This is a genomic window from Janthinobacterium sp. JF4, from assembly GCF_059617925.1.
Genome location: NZ_JCAQAV010000004.1, coordinates 176555 through 202781, shown reverse-complemented (window position 1 = coordinate 202781; position 26227 = coordinate 176555). Strand labels below are relative to the sequence as shown.

17 protein-coding genes and 1 tRNA gene are annotated in these 26227 nt (G+C 62.5%); 4 read left to right on the top strand and 14 right to left on the bottom strand.

The genetic code is table 11. The annotated features are described in order from the left end of the window. Window positions 1-4: 4 nt before the first annotated feature. From AC54AF_RS06350 to AC54AF_RS06310, 9 genes are all read right to left on the bottom strand, one after another. Window positions 5-5047 carry a diguanylate cyclase domain-containing protein gene (locus tag AC54AF_RS06350; RefSeq protein ID WP_496635847.1) on the bottom strand — a complete coding sequence of 1681 codons (5043 nt, stop codon included), beginning with the start codon at window positions 5045-5047 and terminating at the stop codon, window positions 5-7. 402 nt (window positions 5048-5449) lie between these two features. After that, complete coding sequence (locus AC54AF_RS06345) at window positions 5450-5851, bottom strand: hypothetical protein (RefSeq protein ID WP_496635846.1); 402 nt, start codon at window positions 5849-5851, stop codon at window positions 5450-5452. A 388-nt stretch (window positions 5852-6239) separates the two neighbouring features. Next, window positions 6240-6584, bottom strand: a complete 345-nt coding sequence (locus AC54AF_RS06340; protein WP_496635845.1) for a hypothetical protein — start codon at window positions 6582-6584, stop codon at window positions 6240-6242. Window positions 6585-6675: 91 nt separating this feature from the next. Next, a tRNA-Leu gene (locus tag AC54AF_RS06335) sits at window positions 6676-6759 on the bottom strand. A 102-nt stretch (window positions 6760-6861) separates the two neighbouring features. Continuing rightward, a complete protein-coding gene (locus AC54AF_RS06330; RefSeq protein WP_496635921.1) occupies window positions 6862-9144 on the bottom strand; it encodes a TonB-dependent receptor in 2283 nt (760 codons plus the stop codon). A gap of 435 nt (window positions 9145-9579) precedes the next feature. After that, entirely contained in the window at window positions 9580-11310 is a 1731-nt protein-coding gene (locus AC54AF_RS06325) for a methyl-accepting chemotaxis protein (RefSeq protein WP_496635844.1), read from the bottom strand. A gap of 484 nt (window positions 11311-11794) precedes the next feature. Continuing rightward, window positions 11795-12007 (bottom strand): hypothetical protein, encoded by a 213-nt coding sequence (locus AC54AF_RS06320; RefSeq protein WP_326456655.1) that lies wholly within the window; start codon window positions 12005-12007, stop codon window positions 11795-11797. A gap of 86 nt (window positions 12008-12093) precedes the next feature. Further along, on the bottom strand, window positions 12094-12597 hold the full coding sequence (locus tag AC54AF_RS06315; protein ID WP_496635843.1) for a DUF2939 domain-containing protein: 504 nt from the start codon (window positions 12595-12597) through the stop codon (window positions 12094-12096). 125 nt (window positions 12598-12722) lie between these two features. After that, window positions 12723-13169: a DUF2939 domain-containing protein gene (locus AC54AF_RS06310; protein WP_131689435.1), complete on the bottom strand. Its 447-nt coding sequence runs from the start codon at window positions 13167-13169 to the stop codon at window positions 12723-12725. Between the two features lie 112 nt (window positions 13170-13281). On the opposite strand from AC54AF_RS06310, the gene AC54AF_RS06305 reads away from it, so the two are divergent. Both AC54AF_RS06305 and AC54AF_RS06300 read left to right on the top strand, forming a co-directional pair. Next, window positions 13282-14121, top strand: a complete 840-nt coding sequence (locus AC54AF_RS06305) for a hypothetical protein (RefSeq protein WP_496635842.1) — start codon at window positions 13282-13284, stop codon at window positions 14119-14121. A gap of 14 nt (window positions 14122-14135) precedes the next feature. Then, on the top strand, window positions 14136-16337 hold the full coding sequence (locus tag AC54AF_RS06300; protein ID WP_496635841.1) for a penicillin acylase family protein: 2202 nt from the start codon (window positions 14136-14138) through the stop codon (window positions 16335-16337). Window positions 16338-16441: 104 nt separating this feature from the next. On the opposite strand, the gene AC54AF_RS06295 is transcribed toward AC54AF_RS06300, so the two are convergent. Continuing rightward, complete coding sequence (locus tag AC54AF_RS06295) at window positions 16442-17623, bottom strand: trans-sulfuration enzyme family protein (RefSeq protein WP_496635840.1); 1182 nt, start codon at window positions 17621-17623, stop codon at window positions 16442-16444. Next, the gene (locus tag AC54AF_RS06290) at window positions 17620-19011 is read right to left on the bottom strand and encodes a pyridoxal-phosphate dependent enzyme (protein ID WP_496635839.1); all 1392 of its coding nucleotides are present in this window, start codon (window positions 19009-19011) and stop codon (window positions 17620-17622) included. Before AC54AF_RS06290 ends, AC54AF_RS06295 begins: the two co-directional genes overlap by 4 nt. A gap of 290 nt (window positions 19012-19301) precedes the next feature. Here AC54AF_RS06290 and AC54AF_RS06285 point away from each other — a divergent pair, with 290 nt between their 5' ends. After that, window positions 19302-19850, top strand: a complete 549-nt coding sequence (locus AC54AF_RS06285; protein ID WP_072453233.1) for a thymidine kinase — start codon at window positions 19302-19304, stop codon at window positions 19848-19850. A 126-nt stretch (window positions 19851-19976) separates the two neighbouring features. Here AC54AF_RS06285 and AC54AF_RS06280 read toward each other — a convergent pair whose 3' ends face one another. Then, complete coding sequence (locus AC54AF_RS06280; protein WP_496635838.1) at window positions 19977-20249, bottom strand: putative signal transducing protein; 273 nt, start codon at window positions 20247-20249, stop codon at window positions 19977-19979. 51 nt (window positions 20250-20300) lie between these two features. Next, on the bottom strand, window positions 20301-22271 hold the full coding sequence (locus tag AC54AF_RS06275; protein ID WP_496635837.1) for a methyl-accepting chemotaxis protein: 1971 nt from the start codon (window positions 22269-22271) through the stop codon (window positions 20301-20303). 521 nt (window positions 22272-22792) lie between these two features. Between AC54AF_RS06275 and AC54AF_RS06270 the strand changes: the two genes are divergently transcribed. Further along, window positions 22793-25060, top strand: coding sequence for a carboxy terminal-processing peptidase (locus tag AC54AF_RS06270; protein WP_496635836.1), 2268 nt, complete (start codon window positions 22793-22795; stop codon window positions 25058-25060). A gap of 198 nt (window positions 25061-25258) precedes the next feature. On the opposite strand, the gene AC54AF_RS06265 is transcribed toward AC54AF_RS06270, so the two are convergent. Next, window positions 25259-26185, bottom strand: a complete 927-nt coding sequence (locus tag AC54AF_RS06265; RefSeq protein WP_496635835.1) for a LysR family transcriptional regulator — start codon at window positions 26183-26185, stop codon at window positions 25259-25261. Between the last annotated feature and the right edge of the window lie 42 nt (window positions 26186-26227).

Genomic DNA, 26227 nt, shown 5'->3' with positions numbered 1-26227 from the left:
CCGGTCAGCCAGGCGCCAGAATCCTCAGCTCCACGCAATTGCGCCCCGCATCCTTGGCCTGGTACAGCGCGGCATCGGCCAGGCGCAGCAGGGCGTCCGGATCGGCGGCGCCCGGCGCCGGCTGCACCGCGATGCCGACGCTGATGGTCACCTGCCGCGCCTGCGTGCTCGCGTGGACGATACCCAGGTCTTCGATGGCGCGCCGCAGCGCTTCGCCGGTCTGGCGCGCCTCGTCCGCGCCGGTGTTCGGCAGCACGATCGAAAACTCTTCGCCGCCGTAGCGCGCCGTCAGGTCGCCTGCGCGCCGCATGCCGGCCGCCAGCGCCTGCGCGACCCGGGTCAGGCATGCGTCGCCGGCCTGGTGGCCGTGACGGTCGTTGAATAGCTTGAAGTAGTCGACATCGAGCATGATGACGGCGAGCGGCTGGCCGACGCGCGTGGCACGCGCACATTCGGTGCGCAGTACGTCGTCGAAATGGCGCCGGTTCGACAGGCCCGTCAAGCCGTCGGTGATGGACAGGGTCGCCAGCTTGCGGTTGGCGTCTTCCAGCTGTTCCGTGCGCTCGGCGACGCGCCGTTCCAGGCTGTCATGCAGCCTGGCGCTGGAGATCGAGATCATCGCCTGCGCGCCGAGCATGCGCAGGAAGGCGATGCGTTCTTCCGTGAACGAGGCCTCGGCCAGCCGGTTCTCGAAGTACAGGATGCCGTCGATTTGGCCGCCGTGCCGGATCGGCAGGCACATGACGGCGCGTGGCCGCTGCAGCTGCACGTACGGGTCGGCGGCAAAGCGCGAGGCGTCCGTGATGCAGTCTTCGATCACCTCGGCGCCAGTGCGGATGACGTAGCGCAGCAGCGACAGCGGGAACTGCGGGTCGCTGGCGGCGTTCAGGTCGAGCGGGCGCGCTTGCAGGACGGTGGTGACGTCGCCATCGAGATTGGCCTCCAGCTGGTAGCTACCTCCGGACAGCAGCAGCAGGCGCGCTACCTGCGCGCCGGCGTTCTCGCACACGATGCCAATCAGGCGTGTCAGCACGTTGCGCAGGCCGACTTCGTTCGACAGGATTTGCGCCGCCTTCAGCAGCGACACCAGGTCGAGCGCGGAACTGCCTTGCGTGTGGGAGACCGAATGCCGTTGCGTGCCGCGGCCGTCCATCCTTGACAGCAGCGCGGCGTGGCGCTCCCGCAGCTGAGCCACCTTGCCGTCCGCGCCCCACTGGCAGTAGTGCGCGATGGCGTCCTGGATGAAGACGGCGGCCACGCGCGCGTGGCCCTGGTCGGACCAGCATTCGCCGCACAGTTCATTGCCCAGCGCCTGCATGTTGACGTAGCCCGCCAGGCCGGCCGCGTCGATCGCCTGCTGGTAAAGGCGCGTGGCCAGCTGCAGGTCGTCCCGGTTGCGTGCCATCTCGGCCATCACCAGCAGATGTTTGGCGGCGCTATTGTCCGAGCCTTGCCTGGCCCACTCGGTGAGGCTCGCCTGCAGCGTGCCGATCATGGTCAGCACGGCGCCCCCATCGGGGCGCGCGGGAGCGCGCCGCAACGCGCGGATCAGGATCAGCGCGGCGTAGAAGCTGCACTCGGCAACCTTGGCCTGGCCGCGCATGATCTGGGTGACCATGCCCAGCTGGCTGGCCAGCAGCTCGGCGTCGGTGCTGTCGAACAGGTAGGCGTTGCGGATCTTCCCTTGCAAGATGTAGGCGCGGTACAGCTGCGAGGCGCCATACTGTGCGAGAAAGCGCGCCTCGCTGAAAAGCGCATCGTCGTAGCTGTCGTGATGGGGCAGGAGGCCCATCAGGCACTTGATCGGCTGGACCGCGGCGGCGACGCAGCAATCGGCCATCGCCTGCTGGCCGTTGGCGCGCATCAGCGCCAGATCGTGCTCGATGTCGTGCATCAGGTGCGGCAGGTAGTCGCCGAGGATGATCCGGTCGGTGGCGCGCACGGCCGCCACCACGCCGACCTGCACGAAATCGGCGATTTCCAACGCCCAGCCAAACGCTTCTTCGTACAGGGCGTCGGAGCTGCGCAGCGGCTGCGTCCAGTGGTTGCTGAGCGCACCGAACATCAGGCCAGTGAGCGTGCGTGTCTGCAGGTTGGCACGCCGCCTGGCCAGCGCCATGGCCATCGCGCCGAAGGCGTAGCCGCGCGCGACGTCGCCGTCGTACAGCGCCAGCATCATGGAGTAGCCGATATAGGCGACAGCGCTGAAATCGCTGTTCCCCCGCTGCATGGACAGGCGCGTCATCGACACTACCATCAGCGCGCTCAGGTCCTGCTGGCCAGCGTAGTAGCTGGCCATCCACAGACCCTGCATCATCTGCATCGCGGCCACCGCCTCCGGCTCGCACATGTCGGCTGCTGCCAGCAACGCCTCGGGCGCATGCGCGCCAGGCTGCCGCCCGGTGTCGGCGAGAATGTCGGCGAAGTGCGCCTTCATCTGCGTCACATCGTGCGGAATGTCGATGTGCAGCAGCGCCAGGCCGTCGCGCTGCACGGCGATGGCGTCGTGCAGGCGGCCCTGCAATTGATACTGGTGCGCCTGGATGGCAATGCAGCGCACGTGCTGCAAGGGGCTCAAGGCACGGGCGCGCACGAGTGGATAGATCGCCTCGGCGGTATCGAACTGGCCGCACAGGTAGGCCGCTTCGGCCGCGCCCAGCTGCAGTTCGAGCCAGAGGGGGGCATGGACGCTCCCTGCGTCCGCCGCCAACAGATCGAGACCAATGCGCATGTGTTCCAGGGTGGACTGGAACGCGGCGGAGCGTCGTGCCTTGACGCCGGCCTGGAGATTGAGTGCCGCCAGCTGCACGCGCTCGCCGGCATCGTCGATCAGCGCACGGCCCGCGTTGAGCTGTTCGACGATGTCAAACAGTGTCTCGTCCTGGCGTTCCGACGGCGTATGCCGCAGCAGCAGGCGGCCGATGAGAAGATGGTTGGCCACGCGCGCACCGGCATCGGCGACCAGGTAGGCCGCCTGCTGCACCCGGTCGTGCAGGAAGCGGTAAGCGACGCCGCTGTTGCCCGCATCGGTGTCGCCATTGACGTATTTATAGCGCTCGTCGAGCGGCTGGATCAAACCCGCCCTGAGCGCCGGCCACAGGTCATGCTGCGTTTGCCGGGGCGCGCGGGCCACTGCCAGCGCGAGCGTGTCGAGCGTGAAGCGGTTGCCGCTGGAGGCGGCCAGTTGCAGCAGGTGCTGCGTCACGCCGGGAAGGCGGCGGATTTTTTCCAGCAGCACATCGACCACGTTGTCGGTGTATTTGGCCTGTTCTATCGCCGCCAGGTCCCAGTCCCAGCAATCGTTGGCGGGCCGGTAGCGCAGATGGCCCGCCTCATTGAGCGCAGCGAGGAACTGGTTGAGGAAAAAGGGATTGCCGGCCGTCTTGCGGTAGCAAATGCGGGTCAGTGGCGCGCAGTCGGGGGCCGCCACGCGTACGGTGGCCGAGACCATTTGCGCAACCTGCGGCACGGTCAGTGCGCTCAGCAACAGCGTCGACAGGCGCACGTCACGGGCGAGCAGCTTGTCGCGCAGCGCGATGAGCGGGTGCGCGGCGCCCACTTCGTTGTCGCGGTACGCGCCGATGACCAGCATGCAGCTCTTGTCGCAGGAGACCATCAGCAGTTCGATCATCCGCAGCGTGGCCGCATCGGCCCATTGCAGGTCGTCGAGGAACAGCACCAGCGGATGCCCGGCGCAGGCGAAGACTTCGACGAAGCGGGGGAACAGCCGGTCCAGACGCAGCTGGGCCTGTGCCGGCGCCGACGCGGGCATCGCGTCGGTGGGGCCGACGATCAAGGCCAGTTGGGGAATCAGCTCGACGATCACGCCCACGCCGCTGCCCAGGGCCTCGTGCAGTTTTGCGGACCATTGCCGCAGCGTTTCTTCCGGCTGGTCCAGCAACTGGCGCACCAGCCCCTGGAAGGCCTGGATCAGCGAGGCATATGGCACGTCGCGCTGGAGCTGGTCAAATTTGCCGGACAAGAAGCAGCCACGCCGGGCGATGATGGGCTTTTGCACTTCGTTGACGACTGCCGACTTGCCGATGCCCGAATGGCCGGCCACCAGCAGCATCTCGCAGGCGCCCGCGGCACTGCGTTCAAACGCCGCCAGCAGCACGGCGATGGCATCGTCGCGCCCATGCAGCGTCTGTGGCACCAGGAAGCGGCCGTTGTGGTCGGACAGCTTGAGCGCCTGCGCCGGCTTTTTCGCGCGGCATGCTTCGAGGTCGCTGCGCAAGCCTTGCAGGCTCTGGTAGCGCTGATCGGCATTCTTTTCCAGCAGGCGCTGGATGATCGGCAGCAGCTGGCCAGGCAAGCTTGCCAGCGCCGGGTGTGACCAGTCGGGACTGCGCGCAATGTGGCAATGTACGAGTTCCATCTCGTCGCCCGCCTCGAACGGCGCCTGCCCGGTCAGCAATTCGTACAGGGTGGCGCCGAGCGCATAGAAATCGGCGCGCCAATCGACCCGCCGGTTCATGCGCCCGGTCTGTTCCGGCGCCATGTAGCGCAGCGTGCCTTCCAGCGTCTGGAGATTGCCGATGCCGTGGCTTTCGCAGGGCAGTTCACAGGCGATGCCGAAATCGATCAGCTGCAGCAGGCGCCGCTCATCGTTCCATACCAGGTTGGAGGGATTGATGTCCTTGTGGATCACGCCCTGGCGATGGACCTCGTCCAGCGCCGCGCACAGCTGCAGCGCGATGTCGAAAAAATCGTCCAGCGCCAATGCAGGCTGCGACGCCATCCTGCGCGCCGCCACCTGCGCGCGCAATACCTGGTCGAGCGCCTGGCCGCCGGTGTCTTCCAGAATCATCGTCCAGTGCCCGCCGTGCAGTTGCAGCGCCAGCGGATGCGCCACGCCCGGATGGCGGCAGCGGCGCGCGATCGCATATTCGCGCTTGAATTGCGCCAGTTGCTGAAAAGAGGGGAACTGCTGATTCGGCATCTTGACGATCAGCGCCGTGCCATCTGCGGCCCTGGCGCGGTAAACGCGCGAACGGGCACCGCTGTGCAGCTGTCTGATGATCTCGTGGTCGAAAAGGGAGCGCATGGGCTGGGCTAGCAGTACACAGACGGTTGCGGGAGCCTTGAGGCGCACATTTCGGAGTATTACTTGATTGTAAGTATTATATCAGTAGGCCGCCATGGAGTGAGCGCCGGGCACGTGGTGCGGTGGGCGGTGTTGTATAAAAGCCGGCAGGGCTGTGACGGCCGCGTGCCGGGCTTCCCGCAGCAGCCTGACCAGATGTTCCTTGCCCGCTGCGGCGATGGTTTCGACGTCCGGCACTCCCGCCACGCAGAGTGCCGGCAACTGGCGAGATCGATGGGGGCGCATGCGACGCCTGCTTGTTTTACGGGCACGGCCAGGGTGGTGGCTTGGCCGGACAGGTCGGTGTTCACGCAATGCATGATGCCGACATCCGCATGCGGACGCGCGCGGTGGCGGGGGGCTTTAGCTCTTTATCATCTTTACGAAGCCGATTAGGACAATGAAAAAGGCAATAAGGCTGATCCATATAGAGACGTTATTGGTTTTTGCGACGTTATCTAAAAGTTGATTGGCAGTTTGTGAATTAATCGCCGCGGTCTTGTCGATCGAGGCTTGGGTAGCCGCATTCAACTCCTGTTCGTAGAGAGCGGAGAATTTTGATCTATCTTCAGGCGGCAGAGTTTTGATGAAGGTCTCTATTTCATCGCTTTGGTCAAGGGCTAGTTGATGAGTATTTTTCCCAGCGATGGCGGCTGCCTGTAGCGCCTCAAAGTTTTTAACCGCCAGGTTTCTGACAAATGCTCTATCTACAGCAGGAACAATGCTGCCATCGGCGGATGATGGTATTTCTTTTTCTAAATTCATACTTTCCTCAGCTTGCTATTGTGAAAAATCACTATGTTTGCCGGCGCCTTGTCTTCCGACCATGCTTCGCCACAATGCCGATAGTGACCAGGCGTGTTTATCGTTTCAGGGCGTTGGATAATCCATATTGAGCGGAATCAATTCAAAAACGACTTCGCCGGTAGCAACTATGCCATGTTGCCTGTGTTTTTTGAAGGTGGCTTTCCCCATGCCCATTTTTTGCAGTCAAATACTCGCCAGGTTGTGGTTCCCAACGGGGGGCGATACAAGGACGCAAAATCATCAGGCAGGAAATGGGAGACTTTGTATCGCTCGAAGGCTTGTTCACTATTAAGGGGAAGGCCTGGGCCTTGTGCATCACCTGGTCACAATCCTTGTTGGGGGAAGATCAGGGGCAACATACGAATCCGTAGTTGCGGTCCGTTGTTTGAGCCGGAAGTGCCAATACTGAATGGCAAAGGTCTACATTTAGTGAGGCCATGAGATTGAATCGGTCGACGAGACGCAAATCAAGTATGTTCAGTTGTGGATTGCCGTCGGCCAGCTGCACGCGCTGGCCGGCCTCCCAGGCGAGAGCGGCCGCCTTGGTTTCAAAGGTGCCGGATCCCCGAACACCCTTGACCATGAGGCGATGTCGCCAAATCTTGCCATCCTTGACCGGAGCTGCCATTTTGGTAAATTCATTGGTAAATTTTGGCAAATGGTAGCAGCATTTCGGTGTCTTATGACGCATTTTGCTTTTTCTACAGACGAAAAAAACCCGCTTCCCCCTATGAAAATAGAGAAAAGCGGGTTTTGTACTACTATGCGATTTTTGTTCTGAGTGCCCGGAGCCGGAATCGAACCGGCACGCCCTTACAGGCGGGAGATTTTAAGTCTCCAGTGTCTACCAGTTTCACCATCCGGGCAGCGCGGCGAGATTCTAGCACAGGTGATGCGCATCACGCCATCTTGTGCCTGAGCCATGCTGTCAGGTTCGCGCCGGACAGCATGGTTTTATCTATCCGCCATCAAAACGTCGCCTTGAACTGCACCCCATACGTCCTCGGCTCGTTGACGATGCCCGTCAGGTTGTCGAAATCGATGGCGCCCAGCGACTGGATCTGGTTGGTGATGTTGCGGCCATACGCGGAGAGCTCATAGCGGTCCCATTTGTAGCCGACGCGCAAGCCGCCTTCGAGCAGTTCCTTGGCCTTGTATTCCTTCGCTTCATACAGGAAGAAGTTGTAGCTGGTGCGGTAGGCCCAGTCCGTGTAGGCGTAGAACTCGCCATTGGCGAGGGGAATGCTGTATTTCAAAGTGAAGTTGGTTTGCCATTCCGGTGCGCGCGGCAGCGGGTTGCCGTCGATGTAGGCCGTGCCTTTGAACGGGCCCAGCGGGTCGGTGACGGTGCAGCCGCTGGCCGGGTTGTTTTGCGCGTTGCCGCAGCTTTGCACGAACAGCTTCTTGTCCTGGATTTCCGTGTGGTTGTAGCTGCCGCCCAGGGTCATGCTGAGCGAATCGCTGAGGTTCGCCTGGAAATCGAGTTCCACGCCCCGGCCCGTGGCCTTGTCGGCGTTGATCAGCTGGTTCATGTTGACGGCGCCGCTGCCGGCCGTCAGTTGCTTGTCCTTGACACGGTACTGGAACACGGCCACGCTCAGGCGCGCGCGCTTGTCGAACAGGTCCTGCTTGATGCCCGCCTCGACGGACAGGGCTTTCTCGGCGCCCGCAAACGAGGGGCGGTCGGCCAGGCCGTTCAGGCGTCCCTGCATCGACGGTGCGCGGTAGCCGGTGGCGATGCGCGCATAGGCATTGGTTGCCGGCGTGAGCACATACGTGCCGCTCAAGTCCCAGCTGACGTTGTGCGAAGTGTCGTTGAGGTTGAATGGGCCGGCCGTGGTCGCCTCCACGCGCTTGGCGGAGAAATCCTTCTTGTCCGTCGTGTAGCGCAGGCCGGCGCGCAGTTTCAGTGCGTCCGAGACCGTGTAGTTGAGCGAGCCGAAGGCCGCATACGACTTCGAACTCTGGTTTTGCGTGGCATAGGCGCTGTTTTGCGGATTGCCGGGCGCCAGGCTGTCAAAGCTGATGCTGTCGATCTGGATATCTTCCTTGAAGTAGAACAAGCCGGCTATCCATTGCAGCGGGCCGCGGGCAGACGATTCGGCGCGGAACTCCTGCGAAATCTGCTTGTGGTTGGGGATCACGTCGGCCGTTTCGACGACGAAGGGGATGAAGCCGGGCCCCATCGGCGGCGCGTACACGGCGCCGTAGCCGCCGTCGACGTCGGCGCGGCTGAAGAAATCGAGTTTTTCGTAGCCGGTGATCGAATGCAGGGTGACGCCGGGCAAGTCCCATTTCAGGCGCATGCTGCCGCCCTTGGTTTTCAGGTGCTGGCGGTTGATGCCGTCGGTCGGGTAGTTATCGTAATCAAAGCCGTCGACCAGGTCGTTGGTGCCCTGTTTCAGGATGTTGGCGCGAAACAGCGTGGCCGTGCCGTCGAGGTTGCGCGCGTGCACGTTGAACAGGGCGGTCAAATCGCGCGTGGGCTTGACCAGCACCTGCAGGCGGGCGGCGCTGTCTTCATAGCCTTCGAAGTCGCGCGTGCCGGTGGGGCGCGGGTTGTGCACGCGGTCGTCGCGGCGCTGCGTCTGGCCGGAAAAGCGCAGGGCCACCGTGTCGCTGACAGGCACGTTGAAGGCGCCTTCCAGGTTCTTCATGCCATCCTTGCCGAAGCCGCCGCTCAGGTAGCCTTCCGTCTTGAAGACGGGCTTGGCGGAATCGAACTTGATCACGCCGGCCGGCGAGTTGCGGCCGAACAGGGTGCCTTGCGGGCCGCGCAGCACCTCGACCTGGTCGACGTCAAACACGGGAAAACCTTTCAACATGGCGTTTTCCTGCACCACGTCATCCATCACCAGGCCTACCGGCTGCGAGGCATTCAGGTCGAAGTCGGTATTGCCCAGGCCGCGAATGTAAAAGCGGGGGAAGGTGCGGCCGTAATCCGATTCGACGGACACGCTGGGCGAGCGGCTGTTGAGGAAGCGGATGTCGGCGCCGCCGGCCGTCAGGGTGTCGAGCTTGTCGCCTTTCAGGGTGGCGATGGACATGGGCACGTCCTTGATGTTTTCCGCACGCCGCTGCGCCGTCACGATCACCGTTTCCAGCTGGCCAGGACCGGCCTGCGCCACCGGAGCGGCAGGCGCCGGGACGCTGTCCTGTGCCTGTGCCTGCGCCATCGCCTGCAAGGGAAAGGCGGCAGTGATTGCCAGGGTAATCAGGGTATGGCGTACTGTGCTGGCATGCGGTGTCATCATGAAACGGCTCCTGTCGGTCAAGGTTATTGGGGCAAGCAAGCTGGCGCTGGCCAGCTGGACGAAAAGTCATGCTAGCACGGAAAGTTTTGGTATTCATGCCATTTTCCAGTGACGGCTATTCATATCTGTTTCGACTCAATACGCGAATAAAATCGTATTTGTCGTCAATATCTGGCGGGTGCATAGTGGAGTGCCGGCAGGCTTGCGCGGGTGCAACAGCGGCCGGGTATGGCGATGGAGTTTCCTGCGGGAACGCAAAAAGAGCGATGGTTTTTGCAGTGTTGCCAGATTGCGGGTACTGGAAATACAACAGTTGCTGCGGATTTTTTCGGAAGGGGGGCGTGTTGTTGCTGCGCGACAGGGGAGGGTGCCGGAGGTGGCTATCCCCTGTGCGCGTGAAGCGGGGCAGGCGTGGCCGCATGCCCGATCTGCTTAAAACTCTTCCCAATCGCCGGCTGTCACGGCTTCCGCTTGCACCGCGCGGTGTTTTGCCGGCGCGGCCTGGCGCTTGATGGTGGTGCTGGCCGGAGCCGGCACCAGGCGCAGCGGCTTGTGGCTGACGCGCGCTGGCGCTGGCACGGCCGCAGGGGCTGCCGCATGGCCGTCATGCGTCTTGAAGATGCTCACGGTCTGCACCAGGTTGCTGGCCTGGTCGCGCAGGGATTCGGCCGCCGCCGCCGCTTCTTCCACCAGTGCCGCGTTTTGTTGCGTGACGCTATCCATCTGGGCCACGGCCTGATTGATCTGCTCGATGCCGGCGGACTGCTCCTGGCTGGCCGTCGTGATTTCGGCGATGATGTTGCTGACGCGGGCGACGCTGGCGACCACCTCGGACATCGTCGTTCCCGCTTGCGCCGCCAGCCTGGCGCCTGCATCGACGCGGCTGACGGAGTCGTCGATCAGCGTCTTGATTTCCTTGGCCGCGCTGGCGCTGCGCTGGGCCAGGCCGCGCACTTCGGTGGCGACGACGGCGAAGCCGCGGCCCTGTTCGCCGGCACGCGCCGCTTCCACGGCGGCATTCAGTGCCAGGATATTGGTCTGGAAGGCGATGCCGTCGATGACGCTGATGATGTCGACAATCTTGCGCGACGATTCGCTGATCAGGTCCATGGTGCCCATCACTTGCCCCACCACGGCGCCGCCCTTGCTGGCGACGTCCGCTGCGGTCGTCGCCAGCACATTGGCTTCACGGGCATTTTCCGCATTCTTGCGCACGGTGCTGGTGAGTTCTTCCATCGAGGAAGCCGTTTCTTCCAGTGAACTGGCTTGCTGTTCCGTGCGCAAGGACAGGTCATTGTTGCCGGTGGAAATCTCCTCGGCGGCAAGGGACACCGTGTCGGAATCCTGGCGCACGGAGGACACTACCGACGTCAGCGACACCTGCATGCGCTGCAGTGCCGACAGCACGCTGACGCTATCGTTCGCTGCAACACTGAGTTTGCCGGTCAGGTCGCCGGCGGCAAGCAGGCTGACGGCGTCGCACAATTGGCGCGGTTCGGCGCCCAGGGCCTTGAGCAAGTGGCGCGTGATGAGCCAGCCAGCCAGGGCCGCCAGCGCGATGGACAGCAGGCTGGCGCCGATGAGGATGTTCCGGTTGAGAATGTACTGCGCGTCGTCTTCCTGCAGGATGAGGGTGGAGCGCTGTTCCGTCAGGGCGAAATATTCATCGCTGGCGGCGACGAGGGCGGCCAGCAGCGGACGGCATTCCTCGTTCATCTTGACGATGGCCAGTTCGGTTTTCTTTTGCAGCGCCAGGTCCACGATGGCCAGCGCCACGGGGGCATAGCGTTTTTCGATGTTGTCGATCTTGTTGATGCTGCTGCGCTCCTCGTCCGTTACCTCCTGCTGCCGTGCCAGCTGCAGCAACTGTTGCATGTTCTTGGCGACATCGGCGTGCGCCTGCAAGACTTGTTTGCGTTCGGTTTCCAGGTCTTCCGGCTTGGTGACGAGCACCAGGTTCCTGGCCGCCACGGCGCGCATGTCGATCGCGTCACGCACGCGGTGCGCCGTATTGGCGCGGGCCGTGATGCCGTTGACATACTGCTCGAAGCCCGCGTTGAAGGTGGAAAAGCTCCGCACGGACAGGATCGATATGCCGATGAGGAAAAAAACCAGCAGGCCGAAAGCCAGAGTGAGCTGGGTGCGTACGGTGAACTTATCCATGATGTCTCTCCCAAAATACGTGGTAACGATTAGAAAGGGGGCTTGCGTGGGACCGGTGGCAGGCGCTTGCCTGGCAGCGGATCGTTTCCTGCGCAGTGCTTTTCTATCCAGAACACGGATTCGTGGTGTGAGGATCGAATTAATTTAAAAAACCGATTTCAATAATTTATTTGTTTTATTTATTAAATTCATTGTTGCACAAAAAATTCAGTAAATCAATGAAATTTTCGTGCCCAAAAACAACTTTTGGCGCACAAGGCTTGTTCCGGCACCGCCGGAGCGGGCACGGGAAAGCATCTGGGGGAGGCGTATCAGGCGGGATTGGGCGTGCCCTGGTGAAAAACTATGTGCCAGCGCGCAACGCGCTACTGCCACAGCAAACTGCGCAAGCTGGCGCCGCCGGCATGCCGCTGCGGGCGGCAGGCAAGCAAGGCAAGCGCATCGGCCAGCTAGCGGGCCTGAGTAAGGTTCGCTGCCAAGGTCTTCAGATGGGAAACGCGCCCGCTCCCGACACATTCAGGCAGGCGACCTTATCGCTGGAAAAATACTTGATCTGTCCCAGGCCGATGGCGTAACAGCCGTCGCTGAGCGGGGAAATGGGACCGGTGAGCTTTTCACCGCTGATCAGGGTCACCACCCAGGGCGTGGTGGCCGGTTTGCCCGCGTGGGTCAATGCGTGTTGTACCAGGTCTGACATGGAGCCTCCGATGGAAATCAAAGCCCGATGATAGCAGTGCAAGGTGTCGGATAGCCGCTGGATTGACGACACGAAGGGCGGGCGCCTTACGCGTCGGCCAGCAAGTTCTTTGGCAGGGCTACCGACACCAGCTTCCAGTGCCACAGGCCGTCGCGCGTCAGGGTCAGCTCGCCGATATGGCTTTTGCTGTGGGCGCGCTGCACCACGACGCTGTCCCAGGAGGTGTAGCGCAGTTTGTAGTCGGGTTTGGTAGTACGCTTGCGGCCACTGATATCGCTGACCTTGGCGATCGGTTTTTCGTAGCGGTCATTGAGCTTCATCAAGGCGACGATGCCCTCGGGCATCAGCATGGTATCGAGCAGGGGGGCGATGACGTCGGGGCTGATGTCGTCGGCCACTTCCGGTGCCGAGAACAGGGCGTGCAGTTGCTGCCCCAGGCTGCCGCGCAGCTGGGGCAGGTCGATATGCGCAGCCAGGGCCTGGGTATCCTCGTCCATGGTCGCCGCGCGGATCTTGTTCATGGTGAAATACGGGCTGCCATAGAAGACGCCGGCCAGCGCGACCAGTGCCACTACAGCGAGAAGCATCATTCTTTTCATCGTGCAATCTCTCGGATGCCTGGCGACCCGGTGCGCCTGAAGTGTTGGCATTCTACATAATATTTCCCAAAATCAATATATCGGTTTAAGTAAGTGTTGTTTTAGATCAAGTTTGGTCAGAGTAATTCTGGCGGCAAGCTAATATCCGTCAGTTTCCAGTCCCAGATGCCATGGCGGCGCAGCAAAAATTGGCTGGCGGCGGGGCCTGCGCCGCTGCGCCGCAGCACCACTTCGTTCCACGAGCGGTACGCCATGCCGAAGTCGTGGCGTTTGCCGTCCGCCCCCTGCTTGCCGTGCAAGATCAATACCGTGATGCCGGGCGGCGAGACGATGGTGTCGAGCATTTCCTTGAAATCGTCTTCGCTGGCCGTTTCTCCGGCCGCCCGCAACTGACGCGCCACGCTGGCGCGTATGGCGGGCAGGTCCGCCTGCTGCGCCAGGGTTTCCAGGCGCACGGATTTCGCCGCGATGCTGATGCGGTACATGGCGATGTAGGGGCTGACCCAGGTGAAGCCGATGGCGGCGACGGCAAAAATGATCGCGGTGGCGTACTTTCTTTTCATGATCCGTGTTTTTGTATGAGCTGTGCCGCCGTGATTTTACCCGGCCAGGGGTGGCGGATGGTGTAGCATTCGTGCCGGCGCGGACCATCGCGCCGCAATATTGAGGACAACCATGAATATCACTATCAATCAGGTGCTGCAGTCGTATATCGATCCGCTCACCGCCAGCGAATACGCGGCGCTCGAGCGCAGCCTGCTGGCCGAAGGCTGCCGCGACGCGCTGGTGCTGTGGAACGACGTGCTGATCGACGGGCATAACCGCTACGCCATCTGCCGCCAGCACGGCATCGAATTCAAGACCATCCAGAACACCAGCTTTACCTCGCTCGACGACGTCATGCTGTGGATGATCGACAATCACCTGGCCCGCCGCAGCGTATCGGACTTCCAGCGCGGCGTGCTGGCCCTGCGCAAGAAGGAAATCGTCGCCGCGCGCAGCCCGGCGCCCGTCAGCGCCCAGGATGCGCCCGAAGGCGAAAACGCGCCGAAGCCACCCATGAGCACGCGCGAAGAAGTGGCCAAGGCGGCGAGATTGAGCAGCAACCAGATCAGCCAGATCGAGAAGATCCAGAAGGCAGCCTCGCCGGAACTGGTGGAAGCCGTCCGCTCGGGCACAATTTCCATCAATGCGGCGGCCACCGTGGCGTCCCTGCCGCCGGAAGAGCAGGTGGCGGCCGTCGCCGGCGGAAAAAAACTGCTGCGCCAGGCGGCCAAGGAAATCCGCGAACAGCGCGCCGCCACGCGCACGCCGCGCGAGCCGAAGGCGCCCCACGTGTCGCAGGATACGCCGGAAACGGGCAACGAACCGTGGGCCGACACTGCTGCCCAGGCGCCGTCCGAAGCGGAACGCCTGCGCGGCGAGATCGCCAGCCTGAAACAGCAGGTGGCGCAGCTGCAGGCGGAAAATGTGGAACTCAACCAGCGCATCGCCACTTTAATCGACGCATCCTGACCCTGGAGTATTGCATGCCAGTTCGCCGTGCCCTGTTCGCCGCCATCGCCTGCGGCGCCGTCGCCGCTCCCCCAGTGCTGGCCTCGCCCGCTGCTTCTGTTGCGGACATGGCCCGCTGGCAGGCGCAGGCCGCCAACGTCAGCATCGCGCGCGACACGTGGGGCGTGCCCCATGTGACGGGCAAGAGCGATGCGGATGCCGTCTTTGGCCTGATGTATGCGCAGGCGGAAGACGATTTCCCCCGCGTGGAACTCAATTACATCAATGCCATGGGGCGCCTGGCGGAAGTGGAGGGGGAACGGGAGCTGTACCGCGATCTGCGCATGAAGCTCTTCATCGACCCGACTGACTTGCAGGCGCAGTACCGCGCCAGCCCGGCGTGGCTGCGCAAATTGATGGATGCGTTTGCCGACGGCCTGAATTTTTACCTGGCCACGCATCCGCACGTGAAGCCAAAGCTGATCGCGCATTTCGAGCCGTGGATGGCCTTGAGCTTCAGCGAAGGCAGCATCGGCGGCGATATCGAATCGGTCAACCTGGCGCAGCTCGAAGCGTTCTACGGCCAGCAAACCGTAGCGGTGGCGCTGGCCAGCGTGGAGACGGGCTTGGATCCCGAGCCGAGCGGCTCGAACGGCTTCGCCATCGCGCCCGCCATCACGAAAAATGGCCATGCGCTCTTGATGATCAACCCGCACACCTCGTTCTACTTCCGCCCCGAAGTGCAGGTGACCAGCGGCGAAGGCCTGAACGCGTATGGCGCCGTCACCTGGGGCCAGTTCTTCGTCTACCAGGGCTTCAACGACCGCCTCGGCTGGATGCATACCTCGGGCGGCGGCGACGTCATCGACGAATACCTGGAAAGCATCGTCGACCACGATGGCGCCTGGTTCTACCGCTATGACGGCGGCTTGCGGCCCTTGAAAGCCGTGCCGATTACCTTGCCATATAAACTGGCCGATGGCGCCATGGGCTCGAAAACCGTCACCGTCTACTACAGCCACCACGGCCCCATCGTACGCGCGCAGGATGGTAAATGGGTGGCCGTGCGCCTGATGCATGAACCGTTGAAGGCGCTCACGCAGTCGTACACGCGCACCAAGGCGCGCGATTACGCGGCCTTCTACAAGACGATGGAGCTGCGCACGAATTCGTCGAACAATACCGTGTATGCGGATGCGGACGGCAATATCGCCTATTTTCATGGCAATTTCATCCCCGTGCGCGACCAGCGCTTCAACTGGAAGCGGCCCGTCGACGGCAGCGACCCGGCCACGGAATGGCAAGGGCTGCACACGGTGGCGCAAACCATCACCCTGTTCAATCCGAAAAATGGCTGGATACAGAACACGAACAACTGGCCGTATTCGGCGGCCGGCAGCAGCAGCCCGCGCCAGCAGGACTATCCCGCCTACATGTCGGTCTACGGCGAAAACGCGCGCGGCCTGCATGCCGTCAAGGTTTTCCAGAGCCAGAAGGATTTCACGCTCGACAAGCTGATCGCCGCCTCGTATGACAGCGAACTGACGGCCTTCGAGGCGCTGCTGCCGCCGCTGTTCGCGGCCTGGGATGCGCTGCCAGCGGGCGATGCGCACAAGCTGGCGTTGGCCGACAAGGTGGTCTTGCTGCGGTCATGGGACTGGCGCTATGCGCTGACGTCGACGGCCACTTCGCTGGCCGTGTTCTGGGGCCAGGAACTGGCCGAACTGGTTGGAAAACAGGCACGCGAGCAGGGCGTGCCCGTGGTCGATTTTCTGGCGACGGACAGGGTCACGGCGGCGCAGCGACTGGCGGCGCTGGCGACGGCGGCGGACAAATTACAGCGCGATTTCGGCAACTGGCAAACGCCGTGGGGCGAGATCAACCGCTTCCAGCGCCTGACGGGCGACGTGGCGCAACCATTTGACGATGCGCAGCCCAGCTTGCCCGTGCCTTACGCGTCGGGCAACTGGGGCGCGCTGGCCGCGTATGGCCAGAGCAGCAAGAGCACGACGCGACGCATCTACGGCGAACGCGGCAACAGCTTTGTGGCCGCCGTGGAATTCGGCCCCCGCATCAAGGCGAAAAGCATTCTCGCCGGTGGCCAGAGCGGCGACCCGAAGTCGCCGCACTTCCAGGACCAGGCGGCCATGTATGCGCGCGGCGAGTTCAAGGACGTGCTGTTTTATCCCGAAGACGTGGCGAAGCACCTGGAGCGCAGGTACCGGCCGGGGGAGTGAGTGGTGTTCGTTATGCTAACAATGTGTCGATTACGCTTCGCTAATCCGACCTACGCCAGCTTGTAGGTCGGGTTAGCGCGCAGCGCGTAACCCGACACCCGCCCTCAAATCGCATCGAGCGCCGTGCGCAAGTCATGGCGCAGATCGTCGATATCCTCGATCCCCACCGACAGGCGGATCAAGCCGTCGCCGATGCCCAGTTTGGCCCGCTGCTCGGCCGGGATGCTGGCGTGTGTCATCAGGGCCGGGTGTTCGATCAGGCTTTCCACGCCGCCCAGGCTTTCGGCCAGGGCGAACACCTCGCAGCGTTCGAGGAAGCGCCGCGCACCCGCCAGATCGGTATTCAGGTCGATGGAGATGATGCCGCCGTAACCGTCCATCTGGCGCCGCGCCAGCGCGTGCTGCGGGTGCGATGGCAAGCCCGGATAAAACACTTTTTTTACTTCCTTCTGCTGCTCCAGCCACTGCGCCAGCGCCAGGGCGCTTTCGCAATGGCGCTGCATGCGGATGGCCAGGGTTTTCACGCCGCGCAATGCCAGGAAGCTGTCGAACGGCCCGGCGATCGCGCCCACCGAATTTTGCAAAAAGCCCAGCTGCTCGCGCCATTCCGCCTGGCGTTCTTCCGCGCCCACGATGGCGATGCCGCCGATGATGTCCGAGTGGCCGTTCAAGTACTTGGTGGTCGAATGCACGACGATGTCGAAGCCGTGTTCCAAAGGCCGCTGCACCAGCGGGCTGGCAAACGTGTTGTCGGCCACGGCGATGATGCCGCGCGCGCGGCAGATGTCGGCAATCGCCCGCAGGTCGGCTAGTTTCAGCATGGGGTTGGTGGGCGTCTCGACCCACACCATCTTCGTTTCCGGGCGCAGCGCGGCCAGCAGGTTCTCGGGATTGGTCAAATCGACATACGTAAATGCGTGGCCGGCCGAGCGCCGGCGCACGCGCTCAAACAGGCGGTAGGTGCCGCCGTACATATCGTCGCCGGCGACGATATGGCTGCCCGCGTCCAGCAATTCCAGCACGGAGGCAATGGCCGCCAGGCCCGAGGCGAACGCGAAGGCCGCGCTGCCGCCTTCCAGGTCGGCCACGCAGCGCTCGAGCGCCCAGCGCGTGGGATTGTGCGAGCGGCCGTAATCGAGCCCCTTGTGCACGCCGGGGCTGTCCTGCACGAAGGTGGAGGTGGCGTAAATGGGCGGCATGATGGCGCCCGTCGACGGGTCGGGCGACTGGCCGGCGTGGATGACGCGGGTGGCGAGGCGGCTCTTGCGGGGAATGTGCTGGCTCAAGATAGTGTCCTGCGTAAGTGGTTGAGAAGGTCGAAGCGGGTGATCAGGCCATAGAAGGCGGTATCGTCGGCGACGACGGCCGTCAAGCCCCGGTCCAGGGTGGCGCGCAGGGCAGGTAGTCCCGCAGATGGTGCCAGCGTTTCAATTTGCGTCGTCATGGTGGCGCCCACCAGCGAGGCGAAATGCGCGGCGTCGCTGGAGACGTGCAGCAGCAAGTCCGATTCGTCGAGGATGCCGGCAAGCTGGCCGCCGTCGATGACGGGCAGCTGCGCCAGGTCGCTGGCACGCATGCGGTTGAAGGCCGTGAGCAGGGTGTCGCCCGGCGCCACGCTGACGACGTCGCCCTCGTCGTAGCGGCGCCCGATCAGGTCGCGCAAGTCGCCCGACACGGCCCGCTGCAACAGGCCCTGGTCGCGCATCCAGCCATCGTTGTAGACCTTGGATAGATAGCGCGTACCCGTGTCGCACACGAAGGTGACGACGCGCTTTGGCGTGGTCTGTTCGCGGCAGTATTTGAGGGCGGCGGCCAGCAGGGTGCCGGTGGATGAACCGCCAAGGATACCTTCGGCGCGCAGGAGGGCGCGCGCGGAATCAAAGCTTTCCTGGTCGCTGATGGTGTAGGCTTTTTTCACGCTGTCCATGTCGGCGATCGACGGGATAAAATCTTCGCCGATGCCTTCCACGGCCCACGAACCGCTCGTGTCCGACACCTTGCCCGTGTCGATGTACTCGGTGAGGATGGAGCCTTGCGGGTCGGCCAGCACGAATTCGAGCTGGGGCTGCGCCTTGCGGAAGTAGCGCGTCAGGCCCGTCAGGGTGCCGGACGAACCGACGCCGACGACGATGGCGTCCACGTCATGGCCAGTTTGCTCCCAGATTTCGGGCGCCGTCGTCGTTTCGTGGGCCAGCGGATTGGCGGGGTTGTTGAACTGGTCGGCAAAGAAGGCGCCCGGCAGTTCGCGCGCCAGGCGCGCCGCGTAATCCTGGTAGTACTCGGGATGGCCCTTGCCCACGTCCGAGCGCGTGGTGTGCACTTCCGCGCCCAGGGCTTTCAAGTGCAGCACTTTTTCCGTCGACATCTTGTCGGGCACGACGAGAATCACGCGGTAGCCCTTGATGCGGCCGACCAGGGCCAGGCCGATGCCGGTGTTGCCGGCCGTCGCCTCGACGATGGTGCCGCCCGGCCGCAAGCGGCCGTCCGCTTCGGCCGCTTCGATGATGGACAGGCCGATGCGGTCCTTGATGGAACCGCCGGGATTTTGCGATTCCAGTTTCAGGAACAGCTGGCACAGGCCAGTGTCGAGCCTGGTCACTTCGACCAGCGGGGTATTGCCGATCAGCTTGTATAGCGCTGGCGGCTGGGATGGGGATGGCATTCGATCATTCATGGTGGCTCCTGTCAGAGAAACAGCCGCTCCGGATTGTGCCCAGAGCCGCCTTCCGTGCCGCGCAGTGTAGGCGGGTGGACGAGTGCGGCGAACGAATGTTTATATGCTTGCATATGCGCCCTGCGCATATCGGCGGCAAGGTGCGCGCTTCGAGTATGCGCCGTTTTTTGCCCGCTTGCCGCGCCAACGACACGCGTATTAAGCTGCCGCAAGCTCACCATTGCGATTTATAATCACGCCTCGAAAAGATACTAAATAGTATTGAAATTACTCAGACAGGGCAGGCGGCAGTGGCAAAACTTTATTTCCGGTATTCCGCAATGAACGCGGGCAAGTCGACGGCCTTGTTGCAGGTCGCGCACAACTATGAAGAGCAAGGCCAGCAGGTGCGCCTGTACACGGCCGCCATCGACAGCCGCTACGGCGTGGGCAGAGTCACCTCGCGCCTGGGCCCGCAGCGCCAGGTCGATATCTTCCATGCCGACACGAATTTCCTCGACGATATCCCGCAAGTAGCCTGTTTGCTGGTGGATGAGGCGCAATTTCTCAGCACGGCCCAGGTGCAGCAGCTGCACCAGCTGGCGCAAGTGAAGGGCGTGCCCGTCATCTGCTACGGCTTGCGCACGGATTTCAAGGGCGAACCGTTCCCCGGCTCGGCCTATCTGCTGGCGCTGGCCGACGATATCGAGGAATTGAAGAATATTTGTACTTGCGGCAAGAAGGCCACGATGAACATCCGCGTGGATGAGCAGGGCCGCCGCATCAAGGAAGGTGAGCAGATCAGTATTGGCGGCAACGAGAGTTACCGCCAGGCGTGCGGGCGCTGTTTCTATGCCTGATTTACAACGCCTAGCAAAACCGTAGCGAGCGGAAGGAAGTTGTGGTTGAGAAGCGCAACTGTACGAAGGTGCAGTGAGCATCGCAGACCGCAAATTACGACGCGCAGTAGGTTTTGACAGGTGTTCTTATTCGGCGACGGGCACGCCTACATCGGCATCGTCCGCCAGCGCCAGATCGCCGCGCTCGAAGGCGGCCAGAATCTCATTGGCGCGCGCCACGTCGTGTTCGCGCACCATGACGCGGGCGCCGCCGATGGCGGCTGCCAGCAGCATGTCGGCCTGCATGTGCTGGTCGTCCGTCAGCAGCACGTCGATGCCGGCCGCTGCCAGGCAGCCGCGGATGACGTGGGCATCCGTGGGGATCATCAGCCGGGCAATCAAAACATAGTCGTCGTGCATGGTGCCTCCTGGCATGGTGAATTCGTCCCCATCTTAGCACCAGGCTAGCCCTTACAGCTTGAACACGCCCACCACCTGGTTCAGCTCCTGCGCCTGCTCCTGCAAGGCGTCGGCGGCCGCGGCCGCTTCTTCCACCAGGGCCGCGTTCTGCTGGGTCACCTGATCCATCTGGGAGATAGCCTGGTTGACTTGCTCGATGCCGCTGCGCTGCTCTTCGCTCGCCTGCGCGATTTCGGCCATGATGGTGCTCACTTGCTGCACGCTGGCCACCACCGTGTCCATGGTGGCGCTGGCCTGGCTCACCTGGGCGTGGCCCAGATCCACCGTGCTGGCGGACGCCTGGATCAAATCCTTGATGTCTTTCGCCGCGGCCGTCGAGCGCTGCGCCAGGGTGCGCACCTCGGTGGCAACGACGGCAAAGCCGCGTCCCTGTTCGCCGGCCCTGGCCGCTTCCACGGCCGCATTCAAGGCCAGGATATTCGTCTGGAAGGCGATGCCGTCGATGACGCCGATGATGTCGGCGATCTTGCCCGATGAACTGCGGATGGCGTCCATGGTGCTGGCCACCTGCGCCACGGCGGCGCCGCCTTCGGCTGCCAGGGTCGACGAGTCATGCGCCAGCCGGCTTGCCTGCTGCGCGTGATCGACGTTCTGGCGCACGGTGGAACTGAGTTCTTCCATCGAGGCGGCCGTCTCTTCCAGCGAACTGGCTTGCTGTTCCGTGCGGCTCGACAGATCCAGGTTGCCGCTGGCGATTTCACCGGACGCCGTGGCGATCTGCCCGGCGCTGCCGCGCACATTGCCGACCACTTGCGACAGGTTGTCGCTGATGCGGTTCATGGCGAGCAGCAGGCGGCCGATTTCGTCCAGGCTGCTGGTATCGAGGTGTACCGTCAAGTCGCCGGCGGCGATTTGCGCGGCGGCCGTTTCGGCGGCGGCCAGCGGGCGCGACACGAGGGTGCGCACCAGCCAGTACAGCAGCAGGGCGAAGACGAGCAGGGCGATGAAGCCGGAAATGGCCAGCTGCTTGCGCAGCTGGCGCGCTTCCAAGGTGATCTCGTCCGTGAACGTGCCGCCCGCGATGAGCCATTGCCACTCCTTGAATTGACGGTAATACAGCTGCTTTTCGCGCGCGAGGGCAGCCGTTTCGCCCGGCGCCATCCACGTATAGCGCATGGCGCCGTTTTTCTGCGCCAGCATGTCCTGGATGAACAAACGGCCATCGCTGGCCTTGAACTCGAGCGCGCTCTTGCCTTCGCTGTTCGGGTGCAGCACCAGGTGGCCGTAATTGGTGCCGGGCGCCGTGTCGACGATATAGATATAGCCTGTCTGGCCGATCTTGACCTGGCGAATCTTCTCTTTCAGCATGGCCAGATTCTTGCTGATATCGAGACCGATGAACAGCACGCCCACCACCTTGCCGTCCGCATCGCGCACGGGATCATACTGGGTGATGTATTGCTTGCCAAACAAGGTTGCCATGCCAATGAAGCGCTGGCCGGCGCGCAGCGGCGCATAGCTGGGGTGGTTGTGGTCGAGCTGGGTGCCGATGGCCCGTTCACCGTCCTGCTTCTTCAGCGAAGTGCTGATGCGCACGAATTCATCGCCATTGGCGGCAAAAATGGTGGCGATCACACCCGTCTGGGCCGTGTAGCGGTCGACCACGGCCGTGTCGAGATTGAGTACCTTGCCGCCGTTGGCCAGGGCCGGCGTGGCCTTGCCGGCCACGGCCACCATGGCGCCCGTGTCGACCGTGAACGGGCCGGGAAATTCGGCCGCGAACAGGCGCGCAAAGCTGGCCGCCTCGTTGACCATGGCCGTGTGGAACACTTCCGTGGTCGTCATGACGCTATTGAGTTCGCTGGTGACGGCCGCTTCGGCGCGTTGTTCCAGCGCATTTGAGGTGCGGATGCTGATCAAGGTCGTCAGGCTGGCGAGGATCAGGCTGACGAGCGCAAACGTGAAGACGGTGATCTTGCCGCCGACACTCCAGTGGCGGGGGGAGAATGATTTTGTAGGCATAGTGTGCGTCTGGCAAAGGGTAATCAGCTCGGCCATTCCTGGTCATGACATGACACGCGGGGAGGGGATCTGGTGGGGAATACTGTTGAAACGGAGGCGCGCCGGCTGTGGGAGCCGCGCACAGGCAAGCTGGATTTCAGGGCGCGATGATAGCATGTTGCTTGTGTTTTGTTACTAAGTGTTTCCCGCAGGAATCAAATTTTTGTGTGAAAACATTATCTGCATCAATGATTGTAAAAACTGCCCATTGACTTTTTTGATGTCAATGGGTCGTGTTGATCTTCGTCGCCGAGGGGCGATACAATTTTTGTCACGAATGTTTCACTTTGTAATGAATGAGACGCCGCCCTTAATCCGCGTTTAAGCTTCCGGGAAGAAACTGATATTCCATGGGAGACTGCCAGGCCGTATCCTGTAGAATAATATGCAGACCAGTCGTGTATTCCCCTTACTGTCTTGCTGGCTGGCGCATGCATCCCTGCGCCGCCTGGAATTGATTCAACTAATTTTCGGAGAAGCCGATGAAGAAGCAAATGATGCTGGTCACCCTGGTGCTTGCCCTGTCAGCCCACGCTGGCGCAGCCCAGACGGACAAGAGCGCCGCTCCTCCGCTACCCATGAAGCCGCTGGCCCAGCAAACGCAGGCCGCCTTGTGGGCATCGCGCGTATTGACGCGCGTCCATTACAAGGCCACGCCGCTCGACGACGCCATGTCGGAGAAAATCTTCGACCGTTACTTCAAGTCCCTGGACGCGGAAAAGCTGTTTTTCGTGCAGGCCGATATCGACCGTTTCGCCCCGCTGCGCACCAAGCTGGACGACGCCATCATCAATGAAGACCTGACGGCGCCGTTTGCCATCTATAACTTGTACCAGCAGCGTTTCGACGAGCGCATGGCGTATGCGCGTGAATTGCTGAAAACCAAGTTCGACTTTACGGCCGACGAGAGCTACCAGCTCGACCGCGAAAAGGCCGCCTGGCCGAAGAACGACGAGGAAGTGCGCGACCTGTGGCGCAAGCGCGTCAAGAATGACTGGCTGCGTCTGAAACTGGCGGGCAAGGAAGACAAGGCCATCCGCGAGACCCTGGACAAGCGTTATGAAGGCTACACGACCCGCGCGCGCAAGCTCAACAGCGAAGACGTGTTCCAGATCTTCATGAACTCGTACGCCATGTCGATCGAGCCGCATACGAATTATCTGGGCCCGCGCGCCTCGGACAACTTCGACATCGCCATGCGGCTGTCGCTCGAAGGCATCGGCGCCGTGCTGCAGACGCGCGACGAATACACGGTGGTGCGCGAAATCGTGCCGGGCAGCCCGGCCGGCTTGTCGGGCAAGCTGAAAGTGGGCGACCGCATCGTCGGCGTGGGGCAGGGCGAAAGCGGCCCCATCACCGAAGTGCTGGGCATGCGCATCGACGACGTGGTGCAGCTGATCCGCGGCGCCAAGGATTCCGTGGTGCGCCTCGACATCCTGCCGGCCGATGCGGGCCCCGACGCCAAGCACGTGGTCTTGCCGCTGGTGCGCAAGAAAATCAGCATGGAAGAGCAGGCGGCGAAGAAATCGATCATCGAAGTGCGTGAAAACGGCGTCAAGCGCCGCATCGGCGTGATTTCCTTGCCGACGTTCTACCAGGACTTCGAAGCGCGCCGTCGTGGCGACAAAGACTTCAAGAGCGCCACGCGCGACGTCACCCGCTTGCTGGGCGAGTTGAAGAAGGATAAGGTCGACAACGTGCTGATCGACTTGCGCAACAACGGCGGTGGTTCGCTGAACGAAGCCGTCGAACTGACGGGCCTGTTCATCGACAAGGGCCCTGTCGTGATGCAGCGCAATGCCGAAGGCAAGGTCGAAGTGGAAAGCGATACCAGTGCCGGCCTGGCCTGGGATGGCCCGATGGGCGTGCTGATCAACCGCGGCTCGGCCTCCGCTTCCGAAATTTTCGCCGCCGCCGTGCAGGATTACGGCCGTGGCGTGATCATCGGCGAAGGCAGCTTCGGCAAGGGTACGGTACAAACCTTGTTCAACCTCGACCGTTTCGGCGGCAGCGAGAAAGCCCGTTTCGGCGAGCTGAAAATGACCATCGCCCAGTTCTTCCGCATCAACGGCGGCACCACGCAGTTGCGCGGCGTCACCCCCGACATCAAGCTGCCGGCCATGTCGGACACGGAAAACTTCGGCGAATCGAGCTATGACAATGCCCTGCCATGGGTGGCCATCAAGCCGGCGCCGTACATGCCGACCGGCGACCTGAAGGACATCGTGCCGTTGCTGGACAAGAAGCATGATGCGCGCGTGGCCAAAGACAAGGATTTTCAGTACTTGCTCGATGACATCGCCCTCGTCGTCAAGCAGCGCAAGGAAAACCAGATTTCGCTCAATGAAACCGTGCGCCGCAAGGAGCGCGATGCCCAGGAAGCGCGCGCCAAGGCCCGTGAAAAACGCCTGATCGCGCAGATTTCGAATCCTGCCGACGACCTGGTGGTGATTCCGGATCCGAAAGACGTGCTGAAGGGCGCGAAAGCGGCCAGCAAGACGGCCAGGCAGATCGCCGCCGTGAAAGGCGCCTTGCGCACCGACGACGGCTTGCAGGGCGACGAGCGGGCCCTGAGTGCCGAACTGGACGCTGAAACGGCCGCGAAGAGCGCCAAGGACGTGCTGCTCAACGAAGCGGCGCGCATCCTGGCCGACGAAGTGGCGCTGATCAAGGCTGACACCCGCCTGGCGTCCAAGGTCTTGCCATATGGCGCGGACACCAGGGCGACGCCGGTGACGGCAGCGAAGTAAGGCGTTTCGCGCAGTAAAAAGCCGGTTCCTGCGGAGCCGGTTTTTTTCGTCCCGATCAGTTATCTGTCTGGCGTATTTCTATCATTCCAACAATCAATTGGATTGATATGCCGCGATGCAGCATAATGCACCTGTCTCCTCTATTCTCCTCCAAGAAAATAGATTCAGCCCGCTCTTTGTAGCGGGCTTTTTTTTTCTTCAGATTTTGTGCGTGGGCAGTTGCACGTCTGGGTGGGCAGCCAGCAGGGCCGTGATCCAGCCGGCAAATGCCTGCAGCTTGGGCGTGGCCAGGCGGCCTTGCGGCGTCAGCAGCGACATCGGCATGGGTGTCGGCGAGCAATCGGGCAGCACGGCCACCAGCGCCCCGCTGTCCAGATGTTGGCGTACCTGGTACACGGCCGCCTGCGCCAGGCCCAGTCCCTGCAGCGCGCAGGCGACGCTGGCGTCCGCATCGTTGACGGCGATGGGTCCGGCCATTTGCACGCGCACGACTTCCTTGCCTTGAAGTAAATCCCAGTCGAAGGCGCGTCCCGTGCGGCCCGAATAATGCATGATGCCCTGGTGCGCGGCCAGGTCGGCCAGGGTGTGCGGCGTGCCGTGGCGCGCCAGGTAAGCAGGGGACGCGCAGGTGACAAAGCGCATCAGGCCGACCTGCTTGCCGATGAAGGCGGAATCCTGCAAGGTGCCCACGCGCAGGGCGCAATCGATCCCTTCCTGCGTCAGGTCGACCAGGCGGTCTGTCAGGCTCAGCTGCAATTGCACGTCCGGCCAGGCGGCGTGGAACTGCGCGATATGGGGAATGATCAGGCGCCGGCCCACCGTATTGGGCAGGTTGATGCGCAACAGGCCGCGCGGTTTTTTCGCGTCCGGGCCACGGAAGGCCAGTTCCGCCGTATCGACGGCTTTCAAAATGTCGAGGCAATGGCGAAAATACTCGGCCCCTTCCGGTGTCAGGGACAAACGGCGCGTGGTTCGCTGCAGCAATTGCGTGCCCAAGTAGGCTTCCAGCTTTTGCAGGGTGGCCGTCAGCGCTGCGCGCGGCAAATTCAAGGTTTCGGCCGCCTTGGAAAAGCTGTTGGCCTCAACGATCCGCACGAAGGTCTGCATGGCCTTGATCTTGTCCATGGGATAGCTTTCGGTTAATTGTTCATCTTATGTGAAAAGTGT